At 31.8% G+C, this 20864-nt stretch carries 14 protein-coding genes; 6 read left to right on the plus strand and 8 right to left on the minus strand.

Translation table 11 applies throughout. The features are described 5' to 3' along the window. The first annotated feature begins 301 nt into the window (after positions 1 to 301). A complete protein-coding gene (locus NSQ08_RS10970) occupies positions 302 to 2509 on the plus strand; it encodes a M60 family metallopeptidase (RefSeq protein WP_340774553.1) in 2208 nt (735 codons plus the stop codon). Between the two features lie 681 nt (positions 2510 to 3190). Here NSQ08_RS10970 and NSQ08_RS10975 read toward each other — a convergent pair. Beyond that, positions 3191 to 3457 (minus strand): DUF5065 family protein, encoded by a 267-nt coding sequence (locus tag NSQ08_RS10975; protein ID WP_340780126.1) that lies wholly within the window; start codon positions 3455 to 3457, stop codon positions 3191 to 3193. A gap of 511 nt (positions 3458 to 3968) precedes the next feature. On the opposite strand from NSQ08_RS10975, the gene NSQ08_RS10980 reads away from it, so the two are divergent. Beyond that, entirely contained in the window at positions 3969 to 5168 is a 1200-nt protein-coding gene (locus NSQ08_RS10980) for an NAD(P)/FAD-dependent oxidoreductase (RefSeq protein ID WP_016120229.1), read from the plus strand. 66 nt (positions 5169 to 5234) lie between these two features. Beyond that, positions 5235 to 6671, plus strand: coding sequence for an MBL fold metallo-hydrolase (locus NSQ08_RS10985; RefSeq protein WP_016101976.1), 1437 nt, complete (start codon positions 5235 to 5237; stop codon positions 6669 to 6671). A gap of 427 nt (positions 6672 to 7098) precedes the next feature. Here the strand turns inward: NSQ08_RS10985 and NSQ08_RS10990 are convergent, their stop codons facing one another. From NSQ08_RS10990 to NSQ08_RS11010, 5 genes are all read right to left on the minus strand, one after another. Continuing rightward, entirely contained in the window at positions 7099 to 8226 is a 1128-nt protein-coding gene (locus tag NSQ08_RS10990) for a Ger(x)C family spore germination protein (protein ID WP_033716135.1), read from the minus strand. Next, positions 8223 to 9326: a GerAB/ArcD/ProY family transporter gene (locus tag NSQ08_RS10995; protein WP_340774564.1), complete on the minus strand. Its 1104-nt coding sequence runs from the start codon at positions 9324 to 9326 to the stop codon at positions 8223 to 8225. The genes NSQ08_RS10990 and NSQ08_RS10995 overlap by 4 nt, the downstream gene beginning before the upstream one ends. Next, complete coding sequence (locus NSQ08_RS11000; RefSeq protein WP_340774567.1) at positions 9313 to 10821, minus strand: spore germination protein; 1509 nt, start codon at positions 10819 to 10821, stop codon at positions 9313 to 9315. The genes NSQ08_RS10995 and NSQ08_RS11000 overlap by 14 nt, the downstream gene beginning before the upstream one ends. 843 nt (positions 10822 to 11664) lie before the next feature. After that, positions 11665 to 12708: a Fic family protein gene (locus NSQ08_RS11005; protein WP_340774571.1), complete on the minus strand. Its 1044-nt coding sequence runs from the start codon at positions 12706 to 12708 to the stop codon at positions 11665 to 11667. Positions 12709 to 14398: 1690 nt separating this feature from the next. Next, entirely contained in the window at positions 14399 to 14722 is a 324-nt protein-coding gene (locus NSQ08_RS11010) for a hypothetical protein (protein WP_002127477.1), read from the minus strand. A 445-nt stretch (positions 14723 to 15167) separates the two neighbouring features. Here NSQ08_RS11010 and NSQ08_RS11015 point away from each other — a divergent pair, with 445 nt between their 5' ends. Continuing rightward, positions 15168 to 15461, plus strand: a complete 294-nt coding sequence (locus NSQ08_RS11015) for an ArsR/SmtB family transcription factor (protein ID WP_002141834.1) — start codon at positions 15168 to 15170, stop codon at positions 15459 to 15461. A 182-nt stretch (positions 15462 to 15643) separates the two neighbouring features. On the opposite strand, the gene NSQ08_RS11020 is transcribed toward NSQ08_RS11015, so the two are convergent. Beyond that, a complete protein-coding gene (locus tag NSQ08_RS11020) occupies positions 15644 to 16768 on the minus strand; it encodes an alpha/beta fold hydrolase (RefSeq protein WP_002016994.1) in 1125 nt (374 codons plus the stop codon). 147 nt (positions 16769 to 16915) lie between these two features. Here NSQ08_RS11020 and NSQ08_RS11025 point away from each other — a divergent pair, with 147 nt between their 5' ends. Both NSQ08_RS11025 and NSQ08_RS11030 read left to right on the plus strand, forming a co-directional pair. After that, complete coding sequence (locus tag NSQ08_RS11025) at positions 16916 to 17491, plus strand: TetR/AcrR family transcriptional regulator (protein ID WP_340774581.1); 576 nt, start codon at positions 16916 to 16918, stop codon at positions 17489 to 17491. A gap of 288 nt (positions 17492 to 17779) precedes the next feature. Further along, positions 17780 to 19156, plus strand: coding sequence for a lytic polysaccharide monooxygenase (locus NSQ08_RS11030; RefSeq protein ID WP_215589039.1), 1377 nt, complete (start codon positions 17780 to 17782; stop codon positions 19154 to 19156). 153 nt (positions 19157 to 19309) lie between these two features. Here NSQ08_RS11030 and NSQ08_RS11035 read toward each other — a convergent pair whose 3' ends face one another. Continuing rightward, the gene (locus NSQ08_RS11035) at positions 19310 to 20725 is read right to left on the minus strand and encodes a phosphatidylinositol-specific phospholipase C (protein WP_149190525.1); all 1416 of its coding nucleotides are present in this window, start codon (positions 20723 to 20725) and stop codon (positions 19310 to 19312) included. Between the last annotated feature and the right edge of the window lie 139 nt (positions 20726 to 20864).

Genomic DNA, 20864 nt, shown 5'->3' on the forward strand with positions numbered 1-20864 from the left:
TATGATTAGTGAACTTTATATTCTTATTTTCCTAATTGAATACTTTTATACAATTAGATGGAAGTTAAGAATACTAAATCAAAACATAATAGGTTGTTATTGATGAGTTTATCGTAAAGTTGTTATTTTATGTGTCATCAAATAACATTTATAAACAATTAGAAATAAAGAAAAGGAGACTATTATGAGAAAAAATAGAGTATTAGATACAACATAAATAGCGTAAAAAATTTTTGGTGTAAAAACGTAATAAATAAAATAATAATCCTTAAATGTACTAAGGGAAAATGAGGGAGATAATATGGGGAATAACTCAAAATATAAAACTAGAAAAATACTTGCAGCTACCGCTACAGTAACTATGCTTATGACTGGAATGGTTTCTTCATCAGATGTCTTTGCAGAGGAAACAAAGCAGCAAAAAAAAATATCGACATCACTGCAAGAGGAAAAGTCAGTTAAATCAGAAAACAGAATATATACAGTCAAAGGAAAAGGGGATGTTGAGGTACTGAAACAACAGGAAAGAAAAAGTATGGCATTTAGTCCATATGAACCCACTGGTTTATATGCAAAGCCAAATGAACAAATAACGATTAATGTAGAAGGAAATCAAAATATTCAAGCATACATTGGAACGTATTCGTATGATGCTTCTTGGAGAGAAGATTCTAAAATAAAATCATTTACATTAAAACCTGGTATAAACACAATCCAATCTCCAAATGGGGGGATGATTTATTTTTATAATAAACAACAAGGTGGTACCATTCGAACAACAGTCACAACAGGTGGAACGACTACTCCTTTTTTTGAACTAGGAAAGCATACGAAACAAGATTTAATAAACATGCTGGACCAATATCCCAATGCACATGCAGTGGAGTTAAAAGGAGAACGTGTATTAATTACGGCCAGCCCTGCACGTGTTAAGAAATATTTGTTAGGTTCTAATACAGATCCTGTACAACTCTTAAAAAAGATGGATGAAGCTACTCGAATTCAAGACAAAGTAGCTGGTTTATCCGAGGAACAAGTAGATAAACATTATATTCATTACGTAGAAGAAAATCATTCTCCCGATTATTATATGTATGCAACTTCTTATCGAACCGCATATGTAGGAGATGCAATCCAATACGTGTTAGATATTAATAAATTTATAAAAGATGGCTGGGGTCCTTGGCATGAGGCAGGGCATTTGAGACAGCAATCACCTTGGAAGTTTTATAATATGACAGAAGTACAAAATAATATTTACAGCCTTTCTGTAGAAAAAGCATTTACATCTAATCAATCTTTTAGATTGCAACAGGAGGGCGCTTATACTAAGGCATTTCAATACTTAGAACAACCTAATAAAAATTATGACGAAGTTAGTGATGTTTTTGTTAAGCTTGTTATGCTTTGGCAACTACAGTTAGCATATGGAGAGGACTTCTATCCTAAATTGCATCAATTGTATAGAGACATGTCTTCAAGTGAACTTCCACAAACTGATGAAAATAAAAAACAATTATTTATGATTTCGGCATCAAAAGTAGCCAAACAAAATTTGATACCTTTCTTTGAGAAGTGGGGATTACGTCCAAATAACGATACCATTCAAAAAGTGGCTGTATTAGGGTATCCAACTTTAACAGCAGAGATTTGGAAGGGGACGGATTCTAATCCAATTAAACCAGATATACCTAATGTAAATAATATTTTAGAAGGAAACAAGTTTGCATGGTCATTAAAAGGAATTAGTGATTTCGAGTTTGCTAAAATCAATTTCAATAAGTCGACAGAAGAAATGCAAGTTGACTTAAAAACAGGCGTACCGCATCATTATTTTAATGAAACATATGCGAGTATTAAAGTACAAAATGCATCAGGGAAAGTAGTATACAAGAAAGACATTTATGGAAACAAACAACAAAATGTTGAATTGCAAAAAGTTCCAGTTAAAGTAGGCGATTATATTGAGTTAACACATTTAGAAGGTGTGCATAGAGCTACTTTCACAAATGTAGACAACAGTAAACAAGAAAGCTTTGGAAAAAAAGCAATGTATGAAGTCACAAAAGAAGGCTTGAAGAAAGTAGAAAAAATGCCAGAAGCAACGGTTTTAGACGGAAATCAATTTGGTTGGTCTTTAAAGGGATATAGTGATAGAGAAATCGCAAAAGTAGATTATAATAGGGTAACAGAGAAAATGCAGGTGAATTTAGAAGCAGGCGTACCACATTCTTATTTTAATAATACGTATGCAAGTATCAAAGTACAGAATTCATCCGGTATTGTTGTGTACAATAAGGAAATAGTGGGAAATAGACAGCAAACTGCTGAAAGACAAACTGTGCCAGTCAAAGTGGGAGATTATATCGAGTTTACCCATATAGAAGGGGAAGCAGTAAAGGAAAAGACACGGGCTACACTTATTAACCTTGAGAATAGTAAACAGGAATATATAGGTAAGAAAAGAACCTATCAAGTTACTTCAACAGGTTTACACAAAATAGATTAACATGAAGAACATTCAAATTATTAGTAAGATGCTAAATAGTCGTTCATTATGAACGGCTATTTGGCTTTTATTTATATAAAAGTGAAATATAATCCAATGTTTAATGATTTATTAGAAGTAAAAAGGTAGGTATTATATAAAAGAAAATGAATAATTTATGCAGAGCTTGTATATGGTATTATTATTTAACTATTCTAAAATCAATTGATAAGAACGCTGGAATGTTTTTTAGAAAACAACTGACTCCATAGGTGGAATTTGGAAGATTAATTCTATTTTGGAGTTTATTTTTATAAGGAAATTCACATACGTGGATTAGTATTAAGATTCAAAATGTAAAATATCTAAAGACCTAAGTACAAGCACACATTTTAAATAAAAAAAGTGAGAAGAATGAATAACATTCTTCTCACTTTTAGCAATTAGGGTCGGCATATACATAAATATGCGTTTGAGTGGAATTTTGGATGAAAAATCCACATGCATAGTATACCAAAATATTTAAGGCCCTTCGTATGCAATATTGCATACGAAGAGTAGGTGGATATAATAGTTAACTTACTTCTATTAAAAGTAAAATGTGTTTATATTAAAAAAGTTAAAATCCAATTGAAGCTGGTTAAGATCTTAATTCTTCATAGCTACCTAATTAATCAATTCTAGCTACTGAGTAGGAAAGAGTTAATTAATTTGAAAATGATTTGAGTAGGTAAATTCTCCGTTATACTTAATTACTGCAATATATGTCCCTTTAGTATATACATTTGTAATTGGTGTTCTCCAAATTTCTAACCCTTTAGACGTAGTAATAAATTCTGGTTCAATTGTAATAAAGCGTTGTAAAGTACCGTCAGGGTGAACCTTGAAAATCTTCATTTTGGCACCAAAATGCGCTCTGCCAAAACGTTGAGTTAAGTAGAAAGTATCTCCTGTTATGAGGTGTTCAATATTCCAGTCGGGTTGGTATGTACTATTTTCAGCTCCCTATAAATCAAAGGCTACGGGAAATATGGTAATAGCAATTCTCACATTATTGAGGGACTGGAAAAACAACAAAGACGTTCTCAAATGCATGTATAGATATTTATAACAAAGATTCAAAAAAGAATAGGTAATATAGCTATTGGAATAAGATTGTTTTTGTCTATCTCCTGAAAAGGAGGATGGACAAACCATACCAAAGAAACTTGCATTTCATTATCTATAGAAGTGTAATGTCATTAAAGTGAGATAGGATACAGGCTAATATTGAGAAATGTAAAGTTTGTAGAGTTTGAAACAAATTAAAGAAGTAACATAAGGGATTTACGCATATAGTAATGCCGATGGATAAAGTTAACGGAATATTCGTTTTAATAAGATAAAATAATAGTATTTTTATCTTATAATATTGTTACTACGATGAAATAAGGCTAATAATTAGTTAACTTAAAAATTAAATTCAGATAGGAAGAGGATAATGAAGACCAGAGATAATTATAAAATTATTGTGATTGGCGCTGGGACTGCAGGACTATCTTCTACTGCACATTTGTTACGAAATGTATCCCTATTGAAAGAAAGTATAGCTATTATCGATTCATCTAAAAAACATTACTTCCAACCACTATGGAGTTTAGTTGGGGGAGGAATTGTTTCAAAGGAATGTACGATGCGTGATCAAGAATCACTTATTCCAAAAGGAGCAACGTGGATTCCTAAAAGTGTTGTTAAGTTGTTTCCAGATCAAAATAAGATACTTTTAGATGATGGAATGCTACTTGAATATGAGATTCTTATTGTAGCAGCCGGTATACAAATAAATTGGGGTGGTATTAAAGGCTTAAAGGAGTCTATTGGGACTAATGGGGTTTGTAGCAATTATTCTTATAAATATGTTGATTCTACTTGGAGAGAAATTGAAAAATTCAAAGGAGGAAATGCGATTTTTACCCACCCCAATACTCCTATTAAATGTGGTGGAGCCCCACAAAAAATTATGTATTTAGCAGAAGAGTATTTTTGTAATGGCGGTTTGAAAAACAGAAGTGAAGTAATGTTTTATTCTGCGAACGCTAACATATTTCAGGTACCGCGTTATGCTGAAACATTAGAACAAGTACTAGAAAGAAAGCAAATTATAACGAACTATAATAAAAACTTAGTAGAAATTATCGCTGAAAAGAGAGAAGCAATTTTTGAAGATACGCAAACACTGAAACGAGAAACAGTACCATATAGTATGATACATGTTGTTCCACCAATGGGGCCACCTAACTTTATTAAAGAAAGTGAGATAAGTGATCATCAGGGGTGGGTAGATATAAGTCCTTATACTTTGCAGCATGTAAAATATAAGAATATTTTTGGACTTGGAGATTGTACCAATTTACCTACATCTAAAACTGGAGCGGCAATTCGAAAACAAATACCTGTCTTAAAACAAAATATTTTGGACGTACTTAATGGAAGAGACTTGCAGGCTAATTATGATGGGTATACATCCTGTCCGATTGTTACAGGATATAAAAGTCTTATACTCGCTGAATTTAACTATGAACATGAGCCTCAAGAAACGTTTCCGTTTAATCAAGCGAAAGAACGGTATAGTATGTTTTTACTTAAAAGGTATATGTTGCCCTATATGTATTGGAATTTAATGTTGAAAGGGATTCTATAAGGAAAGATAGGGAGTTGTTGTAACAACCGAGAAGTAATTTGAAATAAGCATTTGGAGGGAATAGCTATGCTTTTAAAATATTTTTATGATGAAAAATTAGCTCATGCTTCCTATTTAGTTGGTTGTCAGAAGGAAGGCGTAGCAATTGTTATTGATCCCAGCCGCTATATAGAACAATATATAGAATTTGCTAAGAAAGAGGGAATGGAAGTAATTGCTGCGGCTGAGACTCATATTCATGCAGATTTTCTATCTGGGTCTAGAGAACTTTCCCTTCTTTTTAATGCAAATTTATATGTATCAGATGAAGGAGATAGTGATTGGAAATATCAAAATCTTAACGAGGGCCGATACAATTTGGTTAGAGAGGGAACAGAGTTTAAGGTTGGTCATATAAAATTCAATGTCATTCATACCCCAGGGCATACGCCTGAAAGTATTTCCTTTTTAGTAACCGATACAAGTCAAAATAATTATATGAATGATAAACCGATAGGAATATTCACAGGTGATTTTATATTTGTAGGAGATATAGGTAGACCCGATTTATTAGAAATTGCTGTTGGTATTAAAGATACCGCAAAAATAGGAGCGAAACAATTATTTGATTCTATACAAAAAATAAAAATACTCCCTGATTATTTGCAAATATGGCCATCACATGGTGCAGGAAGTGCATGTGGAAAAGCATTAGGAGCAATTCCAACTTCCACATTAGGTTATGAAAAGATGTTTAATTGGGCGTTTCAATGTAATGATGAAGATAATTTTATATCGAATTTATTGACGGGACAGCCAGAGCCTCCAAAGTATTTTCCATTAATGAAGCATTTAAATAAGTATGGTCCACCAACTCGTAAGAAGAGAGAGATTACTGCTATTTATATAATAGAAGAACTTCAAGAAGTGATGAGGGGTGTTCAGCAAATAGTTGATATAAGGGATGTAGAGTGTTTTGCTGCTGGCCACATCGAGAAGTCAATTAACATACCTTATAACAATTCTTTCACAACTTGGTGTGGGGGGATATTAGATTATAAAAAAGAAACTTTAATAATTTTAGATGCGGAAAATGTTAAAGTGGAGGAAGTTATTAGAGACTTTGAGTCCATTGGCTTAGATAATATTATTGCTTTTGCACCTTCAAAGGTAATTCAAAGATTCCATAGTTTAGAGATTTATAAGGAAAAAACATCAAATGAATTATATCCGTTAATAAAAGATGGAAGTGTAAAGGTTATCGATGTGCGTAGTAAAAAAGAGTGGGATGAAGGACATCTTCATGATGCAATACATATCACTTTAGGTAATCTACTTGAACGGCTAGATGATGTACCGAAAAATTGTCCAATAGTTTTACAATGTCGAACGGGGTTACGTTCCGCTATAGCAGCTAGCATTTTACAAAAAGCTGATATAAAGAAAGTGGTTAATTTAAAGGGAGGATTTCTTACGTGGAAAAAAGAAGGGCTCCCCTATACAACATGTAATCAAGAAATTTGAAATATATCAAAAGAGTCAAATGGAAAGAAAATAGAATCATTTGAAATAATCTAAGGGGATAAATAATAAAATTCAATTGCTATCAGTATGGGATATATAAACTAAAAATGATTTATTAAAGCCGCATTAAACGATAAAATTAAGCACAAATATGCTGATGTGTATCTATTCTATCAAAGTACATAAAACTAAAACTAAGATATTCGAACGAACTCAAAAAGCCGAACCCCCTTAAATTAGAAACTTGTACTTGATTACCGTAGTTAAATTGTTGCCCTTTTAAAAGAACTGGCTAGAGAAAAAAGAAAAATCTATTGGTTAGCATTTAACCGAAAGATTTTTCTTTGAATTAGCGTCTTTTATATCATAATTATTGAGGAAGGGAAATTCGACTGAGAAATGCTGTCAAATAAAAGAATAGGCTAATCTAATTTCTAATGGTCCCAGTATCTTTTATTTTGACGTGTGTTTTTACAGTTATTTTAGCCTCTGCTAACGCTTGCAACCAATCTCCTTTTAGTTTTTTCCACTCGTTATATTGAAAAGCTCTAGCATATAACGATAATCCGATAGGATCAATTTTATTCTTTTGTAATTCATACAACATATTTTGTAATTTCTTATTAATTTCTTTTTGAACCTCATTTTCTAAATTATGTATGTTTTTTTTATTATCATAATGCTCCTTAATTAAATGTGCGTTAGTTTTTTCTATTATAGCTACATTAGCGTTTATATCGAAATTAAATACAAACTTTCCTTTTTGAAAATTAACATCTATTTTCCTAGTCGCATTCTGTATTAATATAGAAGTGTTTGGTTTTTGGCTGGATTTTTTAGGTGGAAGCACAAGGTGTAGTATCATCCGGCCTTTATTTTTGGGCTTATTTAAAAGATTGAAGAACTTAACATTTTTTTTAGGGATACGGCTTAAATATTTACCTTGTCGATCTAAAAGTGCAATTCCTACCGTGTCGATTTCATTCTTTGTTTTTTTTATAACTGGAACAGCTTGTGTCATTCCTTCTTCATTTTTTTCTCTCATTAATTGTTGAATCGTGGAAGAAACGGATTGATTATTTTGAATGGAGGATTCGATTACACTACTTATGTAAGATGGTAGTGATGGTTTATCGGGCTTATTAATTGTGAAAATTTCTTCTACAGGTCCATCAACAAGTACTACTTTAGCATTAATGGTAGCGTAAGGATCACGGTAAGAAGAATCAAGCTCCTGCATCCAATTTGCTTCTTGGGCCAATTTTTTCCCAATTAAAATGATTTCAGCTTTTGAGGCTGTCATATAGCCCGTTAACTTCGTATCTATTTTACTGAATCCATTATATACAGTGGATGCCCGCGTCCATTGCTCTATAGTACTTCTTTGCTGTTTATGATGAAAGAGTGGTATGCTTGTGCCCACTTTTATGTCTCCATTAGAAGTTCTATCTAAGGCGATTAACAGGATTAATGAAACCTGTTCAAGAGGGATTCTTTGACTACAACCGATTAAACATACACAACAAGTTACAATCCATATCCATTTTCGAATCAAAGTTGTTTCCTCCTAGTTAACCAAGTGAAAAGAATGCTGTATGCGAAAAAAAAGATTGGTAATAGAATAAAAAAAATGATATTTAAGATATCCATAAGAGAATATATAAACAAATATTGATCCACGTCGGGATTTAGAAAAATAAATAAGCCGACTATTAAAAACATAAAACTAACGAGCACCCAATTGCGAGCATTTTTTTGAAGTAAAATGGTCACAGATTCAAAACTGAAAAATAAATACGGATATATTGTAGTGGAAAATACAATCAAATAGTAAGCGATATATATAATTTCTAATCGTTCTATGAATGAAAAACGAACCCCTTTTAACAAATGAAATACTGGCCAAATTACGTCTTTTATCCCCTCCGGACTAAAGTATATATAAGAAAGAATAGTCACATATAGATAGAAAAACATGGTTCCAGTATTCGCTATTAGTATTCCTTTTATGGCTTTTTGTTTTTTTTGTAAGAACGGATAAATAAAATATGCAATTTCTAAGCCAGCATAAGGGGTAATTGTTTCTTTTGTTGCCTTTACAATAGGGGATATGCCATCTTTAAAAATAGGTAGTAGGTGTAAAGGATTGTAGTTACTCTTTAATGAAAACAGAAGAAATAGTGGCATCCAAGCAGTGAAGAAGAAAACAAGCATAGAATAACTAGTAAGAGCCCTTATCCCACTCAATGATAAAATAATAAAAGGCAATAGTAATAATATGGCGATTTGATAAGAAGGAGTGGAAGGGAATATCCACACTTTTATAATGTCAGTTGCCTTTAATAAAGTATTAAAACCAGCAAAAAATAGATAAAAGGCATATAAAAGAAGAAAAATTGTTCCTAGCCATTTACCAAAGTATGTTTTTAAAATCTGTGAGAAATTTTTGCTAGGACTTTTTTGTAACATTAATACAATAAATACGCCAATTATAGAAGTAACCATCCATCCCAGAATGATAGAAATCCAGCCATCTGTGCCAGCGGTAGTAGCAAGTGGGCTTGGCATAATTAACATACCTGATGCAAGTTGCAGTGAATGGATGAAAACAATAAATTCAAATAAAGTTATGTTTTGAAATTTAAGATTCCCCATGCGAACCACCTTCTTTTTTCTTTTTTTGTTCCGGCTGTCCTGTACTCGAGCGGGTGGTGATCATGGAAATAGGAAATCTTACAAAAGAATCTTTTAACTCTTGGAGACGAAATGGTGCAATTGGCAATCCATATGGTGAACCATAGGAAGTTAATGAAACAAAATGAGCAAATAAGAGCATTAATCCACTAACAATACCTACAATCCCATAAAAATAGGCTAATAACATCATTGGAAAACGAATAAGCCGAATACAACTTGATAAATCATAATTAGAAACAATAAATGATGCAATGGCGGTAATAGATACGATAATAACCATAACGTTACTCACAAGACCAGCTTGAACAGCCGCCTGCCCAATTACAATCCCTCCAACAATTCCAATTGTTTGTCCAATTGGTTGTGGTAAGCGAATACCAGCTTCACGTAGCATTTCTAGTGTGATTTCCATTATAAAAGCTTCCAATAAAGGAGAGAAAGGGACTTTAACTCTTGACGTTGCAATAGAAGTGTATAGATCTAAAGGAATGATTTCAAAGTGAAAAGAGACTATAGCAATATAAATTGCGGGTAAAAAAATAGCTATAATAAATCCTGCAAATCGTAATAAGCGAAAAAATGATGCAATGAGCCAATGTATATTATAATCATCTGGAGTCTGAAAAAATCCAATTAAATTCATTGGGACAATCATTGCACCAGGAGATCTATCAATTAACACTGCTACTTTTCCATCAAGTATATGATTAGAAATGGCATCTGGGCGTTCACTTAAATAAGCCTGTGGAAAAGGAGTCCAATTTTGATCCTTTGTAAAATTAGATAGTTCTCCAATGCTCAATACCGCATCCGTTTTAATTTTACAGATTCTAGTTTCTATTTCTTGGACCACATCTTCGTTTGCTACATCCCCTAAGTAAATTAAATAGACTAAAGAAGTGGCGCGTTCTCCAATTGTCATTTTTTTAATTTTCAATTCAGTAGAAGGAATATATCGACGAATTAAGCCTATGTTTTTTGTGGCATTCTCAATAAATCCATCATGTGAGCCTTTAATAGTAACTTCTGAAATGGGTTCTTGAATCGCTCTTTCTGCCCAGCCTTTTGTATTTATTAGAAGGGACCTCTTTTCTCCTTCCATAAACAGTACACATTGTCCCTCAAGTAATCCTTCTTTAATTTCATTCCACGTATATACTATTTTGGTATGAGTAGCAATAATATTAGAATTAAATATTTGTCTGTCTTCATTCACTTCTTGTAATAATGGTGTAACAACATTTCCTTTTAATGCAACACCATCTGTAAGGCCTTCAAAATAATATAGTAAAATATTCGTGTTTGTTTTTAATTGCAAAGGATGTTCAATCAAATCTGCACTAATATCAAAGATGTTATCTAATGTATTTTTAAGTTCTTTTAAGTTACTTGTTTGGATTTTTTCAATGGTTTTATCTGTCTTTGTTTCTAGGGTCTTTTCATTTAAGGACAAAATTGACACCTCTTTAATATATAACGATTAGTTGTAGTTATTATTTTTATATGTTTGAATTTTATTCACTAATTTAAACGGATTGAGATCAAGAATAACTAAAATTGAAGTACTATATTATAAATTCAATAATTGAGAGTAAAAAAGTAGATGTAATTTGTGTAGAAACCTAAGTATCAAGATAGAAGTGAAATTTGAATGATTATAATAAAAAAGAACCCTTGATAGGTTCTTTTTAATAGTTGGTAAATATGTTGTCAACAATAGATGGCGATAAAGGTAGTAATTTAGATGTCTTTATGTTACTCAGCTGAATTTTGTAGGAAGAATTATTTTTTCATACCTCAATGCTCAATAAAAAAGGACATTTCATTTATTTGGGTGTTTTAGTGTATTTGAATTTTGCACGCTAACAAATTTTGTTTAGGGACAAAATGTGAAGTTTTATTCTGAAATAACAGAAAGTTAATGCGGCAAAATTCCTATTGGTAATTTGGATAGGTATCAAATATTTCTTTGGCCTTATTTTCTTGATATGACCGTACGTTTATATGTTTCTAAGGGAAAGAAATATTTTCATTTTTATTACCATCTATTGTTTGATTAAGATGGTAACATGAAAATGAAACGTTTACAACCAGAAAATAAAGAAAAAATATTAAAATGCGACTTTTTTCGACAAAAATTTCTATAAAACGTTTTGTAGGAATTAGAAATAACTAAATTAGTAATAATAGCTTAATATATTAAAGTGAAATTCAATGAATAAGAGTCCAAAGGCATGAATTTAAATGATAAAGTTATAATTTTCTTTTTTGAACTGTAAGTGTTTTACAAGTATAGTTAAACTTTAATCCAACTAGCATTTCTTCCTTTTGTCACTAGCTTAATATGGCCAAACAATTGCAAGGAATTTAAAGCCTTACTGATTGTACTCTCTGCTATGTCTGGATATGTGTTACGAATACACTCCTTAGTAAAGGGTTGTTTTTGTTTAAGGATAAAATCCTGAATTCTCTCCACTTTAGTATGCTTACATATAGAATCTAGAACTGTATTATGAAGATCTTTGTACGCCTCTAATATAATAGTTAAAAACGTTTTTAACCAAAAGCTACTATTATGTTCCTCGCAGTACCAATTTACCGAAGATTTATAAATCGAATTGTAATATTCAGATTCATTTTTCTTAATGTATTTATCCAGACATACATATTTTACAAATGTATTTCCACTCTTAATTAATAGCAATTGCATTAACATAAGTGCCAATCTGCCGTTACCCTGATTAAAAGGGACTATGCAATAAAAATTAAATATAAAACGAGCTATTAATAAAAGTGAATGATGGCCCTTACTAGAATTTAATGAGTTATATTGATCACATAATTGTTCCATTACTTGTGGAATAAGCTCATGTGGAAGAATGCGGTAACTATTTAAGTGCATTCCATTTTCAGGAATACCTGGAATAGTAAACGGTTTTTCGCGCCATTTGGCACTGTCAGAGGTAATGTAATGTATTAATTGAAAATGTAATTCCTGTATAGTCTCTGGATTGATTAATAAATCACAGGAATTCTTATGTACAAAAGTAAGTGTTTGATAAAAACAAAAGATAGCATCTTCCGAAATATTTTGAGGTACTATATCATCTAAAATAAGTTCTTTTAATCTTTTATTTGGGACTTTTATATCTTCATAGGTAGTAGTAAAGTTTTTTATGTAATGAAGTGGTATGTTTTTTTCTAAGCTAGTAAATATATCAGGATTTTGTTCCTGATAAGCAGCTAATTTTCCTTTTAATTCACTAATTTCACTGATTATATTTAATAGTCTCCTTTTTAATTCAATATTTTTATACTTGTCATCGAAAAAATTTCTCATTTTTATTCCCCCTGTAACCCCTTAACATGCTGTTACATAAATCTTTCCATTCTAAAGATAGTTTACAACATTATTTTGAAATAACAATATATTTATTTTGATTTTGAACTTATTTTAGAATCAAAATTGTTATTTAAATTTGATTAACGAGTTAGAACTTATGATTAATCATGTTTGAATAAAAAATGAATATACACAGATAGAAAATATAGTTTGACTTAAATTCCTTTTTATGAATTTACGAGATGAAAATATAATTTTAGAATTATTATTAGTGTAGTTTGCTGTATTATTGCTGGGAATTTACTAGAAAGTAACTAATTTTCACAAATAAAATAAAGAAATCTTAAAGAGGAATCAATAGGATCTAATTTGAATAGGCATAATCCTAACATTAAATGTGCAAATGTACAATAATTAAATGAAAAAAATATGAAAATATCGACTTTTTTCGACAAAATAAATTAAGTAGAAAAACAATCTAATGTAAGAAAATTGTTGCTTTAGATGGTCTCTGCATTTCATAAATTAATATTGAAGGAATTATCAAATGATTTTTACGAGTAATAAAAGAGTAGATATATAAATTAAATTGTGACAATTATAAAGTTAGTATTCTCCATTTTCATTATTTAATTTAACAAATTTAATAATAGTAAGGTAACTTTTCTATATTTAATATAAGTATTTGATGGGGTATGCTCATAAAAAGTGTCATTTTCTATATATCCATGTAGCATTTAGCACTTGTATTGCGAAATATTTTGACATAAGTTAATTTAAATATTAGGTACAGAAACATTTTAAGGAAAAGAGTCAGTATAAAAGTACCCTGAAAAACGTTTCACCCTAAAAACGTTTTTCCTCAAGAGAGATTTTCAGGAGCACTAAAGTTTTTTAATTTGTTTCTGTGCCTTATTAGATAAAAATAATATAATAAGTTGTTTAGAAAAGGTGAAAAATTCCCCCATTATAAAATGAATTCATATCACTTAACGTCCGTATGTTCTAGTTAAAGTAGGAATTTAAAGAAAAGGAAAGGGCTAGCTCTAGTTATAATTAGTGCAATAAATAGGGGGCTACTCAAATTTTTTTGTTTGATTTGGTAGGAGTAATATTTACGTTTGTTGGACTAGGTGTATTAAAGTGCATACCCTTTTTGATTCAACCGATGAGGCGCTAATCAAGGATTTAATCATCTAGAATTTAAAAAGGTTAAATGTGGAACTGAATTTTCTGCTAAATTAGTAGAGACTAAAACAATCCCCTTAAATTGAACTATTCACTACTTAACGTCCTGATAGATTGTTTGAAGTGTTAGTAGGCAAATCTAAAAATAAAAAAGGATATTCTACTCTTCTTTTATGTATATAAAACAAAGTGTAAGGTAAGTTCCAGATCCAAAGTGTTTTATTTAATATTCATTCAATCTCATGCGTACTACTTTTATTTTCTTAAGAGCATGTATTTGCGTGGATGCTCTTAAGAGAATAAAATGCCTAAAAAAATAAGTATAAGCATACATTTTAAAAATTGATATATCGTATATTATAAAAAACTCCTTGTTCTTCAAATAACGAACAATACAATGTGAATGAAACTCTCAGAAGAATTTACATATAGAATTCACCTTAACTCAAAAAAACACATTTTATGCAAAATTATATTTGCTGCTATAGAAGGGTGGGGGTTAACATGACCAAAACTTGGTGTAGGTTCGTATTCCTTGTAAAATAAGTGATTCTTTACTGTTTTCTCTAGTTGTATCTATTAATGATTCATCAGGTTTCCTTCCAGTGGAAGGGACATAAGTTGTTACTACCCTTGGAAATATATTAATAAACACCCATTCAAATTTGTCGATATTTCTATTTCCAAATTCTAATGTTTCAATTGGCTTAATTGTATTTTCTCTATCAAAAAATTTTATTATGTAAAACCTTTTTGAGAGGTCACTACTATGTTCAATAGTCCAAATTAAATTTTCCATTTTCTTGATTTGCAACAAGTCCATTTCCGAAAATCCTTTCATACATAAATATAGCGAATGTTCCTATTCTATACTATATATTTTGAAATTTAAATAGTTATCTTATACGATGTGATAAAAAGAAGTTAATACTCTAAAATTTATCTTAGAAAAGGACACACCTACGCATACATATGCTATAGGTGTGTCCTTTTTTAGTTGTTTATAAGTTTCCTACAGAGTTATTGAAGTAAAGTTTCAACAGTGTCTCCATAGTGAAGTGAGATTCATTTAAACCGTATATTAAGTTCATATGAATCGCATATTGGAATTTCACAATATGTGTGTAAGGCGTTTCTGGAATTATATTATTTTGAAAATATAAACTTCAATATACCAAAAAGTAAGAATATTAAACCGTAATAATTTTAGAATATACTTCTAATTAAAAGACGTGCGGAAATGCACGGATAATAAAGGAGAATTTCTTATGACAATGTATAAAAGTGAAATGAAAAAGAGTGTAATAACTGAAGAGGATGTAGATATGTTAAAAATAATGGCACATCCAATTCGATTGCAAATTATAAACGAGTTAATTCAGTATAAAAAATGTAATGTTACACAATTGACGGAGCTTTTAAAAATTCCACAATCTACTGTTTCCCAACATTTATCGAAAATGAGAGGCAAGGTGCTAAAGGCTGAAAGAAAAGGCTTAGAGATGTACAATTATATTACTAATTTAAAGGCGAGTCAGATTGTAGGGATTTTAGGTTTGTAAATAAACAAAACTTCACACATATCATTATAAGTAAAGCACAGAATAATCCCCCCACAAATAAGTGGGGGATTTCTTTTATGACAAAATATCAGTTTTTTTGAGGAGTGTCACGATAGTCACCATGTTCTAATGTGCTAGTATATGAAAAATTTTGAAAGTGCTAAAATGCTTGATATCATTCACTAGAAGTTATGTCGCAAAAATCTTTTAATTTCATCAAAAGCTAAGTGACGATGACCAGCCTGACAATGTTGTTCACCACCAGTTTTCTTAGTGAAAACTACAGAAGTGATGGAGGCTGCATTACATAGCTCCGATTCGATTTGCGGTAATCGGCTAATTGGAACGTACTGATCGTCTTCACCAGCCAGGAGCAATACTTCTTGATTTATGAACTGACCGATTCCTGCCATCGTATGTTTTTCAAAGTTTTTAAGTAAGTTAAATGGCGTTTTTTCACCTGTATTTTCCATACCTTTTTTAACTTTCCAGTTCAGGTCGATGCTGGTGGCCATCATTTGTTTAAACATGGTATTAATTTTGTCAGCTTCATTAGTAGCCAGAAGCGTGGTCAATTTATTCCAGATATTATCCGGCATGCGCATCTTGAGTGCATCAAGGCCACTATAAAAAATATTAAAGGCGATGACTTTGTCGATTCGTTTTTCAAAAGCGGCGGCACGCATTGCCAAGTAGCCGCCCCAAGAAGCTCCGAGAATACTAACACGGTCAAGTTTGAAATAGTCAATGACTGTGGAAACGGGCTTCTCCCAGTTGTGGATGAATTTTAAGCCGTTTTTCAGTGCTGTTCCTTGTCCAGGTCCATCAAAAACTATAATATTATAATTGATTCCTATGAGGTAGTTCATCATCTTCATCATTTCCTCCATGTAGGAATCGTAGCCTCCAAAGAAAAGTAGTGTATTACATGCGCCTGGTGTCATGAATTTGATAGCAGGAAGATAGGAATCTTCATAAGGAATTTGATAGGTTTCATACTCAAAGTCATGAAAGCCCTTATAAAAAGTTTCACGGTATTTTTGGTACACTTTTTCTTTTTTTGGATCGGATGATTCCATATAAAACTCGGCAGCCTGATAATAAACCGAAGCCAGATCGAAGTCTTTCTGATGCTCCCGCATTGCTGCATATTCTATCCAAGTGTTATACCAGCTGTCCGTGTCTGTAAGTCTTGGGATGATGGCTTGCAAATCCTGATTTGCCCGCTCATCGTCTTGATAGAAATCGTTGAAAAAACGGTTAATTTGCAAATTGAACTGTTCGTTGTTTACATACTGTTTAAACATAAAATCCCTCCTTATATTTGACTACAAGGTAAGGATAAGAGAAGTATATTAAAGAAACAACAAGCAGGAAAGGGTAAGAAGTACGAAATCGAACCATAAGGATATAAATGGTTTGATAATCAACTTTGGGAAGGAGATTGATTATTAATGGGAGAGGATGTTCGCGTTTATAAAACGAAGAAAAATATTTCTAATACACTTATTACCCTCTTGAACGAAAAAGAGTTTGGGCGAATTACAACTAAAGATATTTGCATACATGCTATGGTGAGTAAGTCCACATTTTACAGCCATTTTGCAGATAAATATGATCTTTTGGAAAAATTAGTGCAAAATTATGTCTGCTGGTTCAAGGAAGAAATTGAATTTCGTTTCGCATTAATAGAGAATGGAAATGTGGCTCAAGCTATTAATATGATAACCGATAAGATCTCAGCGCGAAAAAAAGAGATTGCAACTTTACTCCATGTACGTGTTCCCTCAGCGGATTTACGTTTAGAATTAGAATCCATTTTATATAATGCCTGCTATTCCTATTTGAAAGAGCAGCAGGTTGAAGTAAGTGTGCCGATTGACTTTGTAGCTCAGTTGTATACAGCAAACGCAATGGTGTCAATCAATTGGTCGCTGAGCAACGATAAAAATCCAGATGTGTTTGAACTAATCGATAATATGCAGGGATATGTTTTTGATCTGATTTTGTCAGGTGGCGAGAGAATGTAATAAATCATGAAACCTGCTTAATAATGTAGTTATCGTGTGGGGTGTGGTTGTAAAAAATTAAGTAATCGATATTTGGATTTTTTGTGAATCTTTATTGGTTTTTTATAAACTCTTTACTACATAATGTTACAAAATAGAATTAATTTGCTTAATTTAGCCCCATATCAGGTTAATAAATAAACTAAATGTGTTTATGTTATTGAACTATTAATATATTAGTAGGTGATTTGTTCGTTTATCCCTATATTGCTATTATATTAGCATAAACAATATATTGGGGGGACAAGTATGAATTTGAAATTAACATCTAAGTTAGAAAGATTAAGAAAAACTAAAAAAGGAATTGGTGCTTGTGTTTTAGCTGTAGGGGTAACGGCAATTACAATGATTCCTCAAAGTGCATATGCACATGGGTTTGTTGAAAAGCCGAGTAGTCGTGCTGCTTTATGTAGTCAGAATTATGGAGCATTAAATTTAAATTGTGGAAATGTAATGTACGAACCTCAAAGTCTAGAAGCACCTAAAGGATTCCCAGATGGTGGACCGATTGATGGGAAAATCGCTTCGGCAGGAGGACTGTTTGGAGGGATTCTTGACCAACAAACATCAAATCGCTGGTTCAAAAACACAATAAAGGGGGGAGCAAATACATTTACATGGAAATACACAGCGGCACATTCTACAAGTAAATGGCATTATTACATTACCAAAAAGGGATGGGATCCTAATAAACCATTAACACGTGCTGAATTAGAACCAATTGGAACTGTGAAACATGACGGTTCGGCAGCATCAAATAATTTAACACATACAATTAATGTACCAACTGATCGCAATGGTTATCATGTTATTTTAGCTGTATGGGATGTAGCAGATACGTCAAATGCGTTTTATAATGTAATTGATGTAAATCTAGTAAATAATGAAGCTCCCGATACAGTAGCTCCAAGTCAACCAACTGGATTAAATGCGTCTAAAGTTTCTGCCAATAGTGTTGAACTAACATGGAAGGCCTCAAATGATAATATAGGCGTAAAAGAATATCAAGTGTTACGTAATGGAGAAGTAATTGGTACGGTACCAGGTACAACTTTTACTGATAAAAAACTAAAAGCAAATACGGAATATACCTATACAATAAAGGCATTAGACGCTGCTGGAAACATATCAAAAGAAAGTGAAAAACTAAAGGTTAAGACAACAAATGAAACTCCAGATAAAGAGGCTCCGACTCAACCAAAAGGATTACATAGTATGGGTACAACAGCGACAACTGTTGATTTGATGTGGAGTGCGTCTGAAGATAATGTAGGTGTTGATCATTATGTTGTATATAGAGAAAGCACTGGGGTTATGAATAAAATTGGGACAGCGGATAATACATCCTTTATGGATAAAGATTTAAAAACTAATACATCGTATAAATATGTAGTGACGGCGGTTGATTTAGCTGGAAATGAGTCTAGTAGAAGTGATGTTTTAACTGTAGCAACAAAACTAGAGGACTCTACTTATGAAAAATGGGATGCAAGAAAAGCATACAATAAAGGTGATAAAGTAGTACATGAGGGAAAAGTGTATGAAGCGATTCAAAGTTATCAAGGGAACGGCGATCCAAATTGGATTTTTGCACTATCGCTTTGGAAGCCAGTTTTAAATAAATGATAAGTGGAAAAGGGTAGTTATCACTTATTCTATGTGCAATACCGGAACAGGGGTGCAATTTTTACTCTTCATCCCAATATATACGAAATGAAATTATTAAAGAACCCCAATGGTATTCCATCAAAAAGGAATTCCATTGGGATTCTTTATTTTTTAATTTGTAATAGCGTATATTTTCACTGTAAATTTGTTAGTGGCACCAAGTGGGCTTGCAATATAATATTTAGCATTCGTATAAGCTTCAGTCCTAGATCCATGTGAAATATTTTTCCAACGAGTAGAATCTGTACCTAGGGAAACGTCAATCATTACATTGAAAGAGATAGAAGAAGGATGATCTTTTTCTGAAGGCTCAATAATCCATTTTAATTCCTTAGTACCTACAGGTAAACTATCAATTTTAAAGTTTTGACTGGATCGATTTTGTTGTCCGGTTAAAGGGCTAGATTCGGATGAAATTTGCGAAATTAATATTTCTTTTTCATTCGAATGTATACCATTTAATTTAATGATACTATCAATTAAACCTGGACCAGGAAAATCAGCTGCGATAATACCAGAATGTTTAATTCCACCTTGTTGCAAGAGTTCGGTCCCAAGTGTATTCATTCCACCATAAAATACTTGACCATTTATATCACGAGGGAAATCTTCCCACGCATTAGTTGTAGCTTTTTGAATCATCTTGGGGTTACTATCAGTATTTCTGCTCTCTTTACCACTTGCAACAAACCAAGGATAAACATTATTTAATAATGCAGCAGCACCACCTGTGCCACTAAAATGGTTAAGATAGATTTTATCATTGTTAAAATTATTATTTGCATTTTGAAGGTGGGTTCTCACCGCATTCCATTTTTCATACATTCCGTCTGGTCCGTTTTCAATTTCAAATGTATCTTGTATATTTAAGCTATCGTAATTAATACCATATTGCTGAGAGGCTGTAAAGTTTTGTAAGATTACAATTTTCCCTCGGATGTCTCCTAGAGTAGGGTTATTTCTTTTTGAAGTTGGTACAGAACTTGGATCCCAAAAATAGGAAGAATTAAGGTCTTTGTATTTATTAAGTATTTCCTCGAATGATAGTGAGCCACTTTCAGGAGTAGTTTCTTCTTTTAAGCGCATTAAAATTGTTTCTGTAGGATGATCTTTTAAAAATTGAATTGCCTCTTTTAATACATCTTCAAACATTGCTTTTTGATTTACAATCCCATGGTACATTGCAAAAGAATCTTTTACACGTTTAACACGCATATCTACATATCGAATTCCGGAATTTAATTGTTGTGGTAGACTCATAGTTTGATTTCTTGTCAAATTTTCATCAAGAAAACTTGCTCCATGTAAAGCCATTGTACCGTGAGTCCCTGGAATAGATATTTCACTCAATTTTGTTGAATCTGCTACTTTCGACATCCATGCTGGGTTTTGATAGCCTATATTGGATTCATAGGAATAACCTGGATGACTATCAGCAAAAATAGTAGATGGTGTACTTAAACTTGCTAGTGTGAAACAAGTAAGGATACTAATTTTAAAAAAATTCCTCATTTTTATTTTGTTCATTTTATCTCTCCTGACTTTTAAACAATAGATATAATAAAACAAGATGATTTTTTACTACATCTATTGTTTTCATTCTTAAAGTAATGAATTTTTGTGTTTGAAAAAATCAAAATAGGGTAGGAAGTTATTTGAGATTTTA

Source organism: Bacillus sp. FSL E2-8887 (assembly GCF_038007205.1).
Taxonomy (GTDB): Bacteria; Bacillota; Bacilli; order Bacillales; family Bacillaceae_G; genus Bacillus_A; species Bacillus_A mycoides.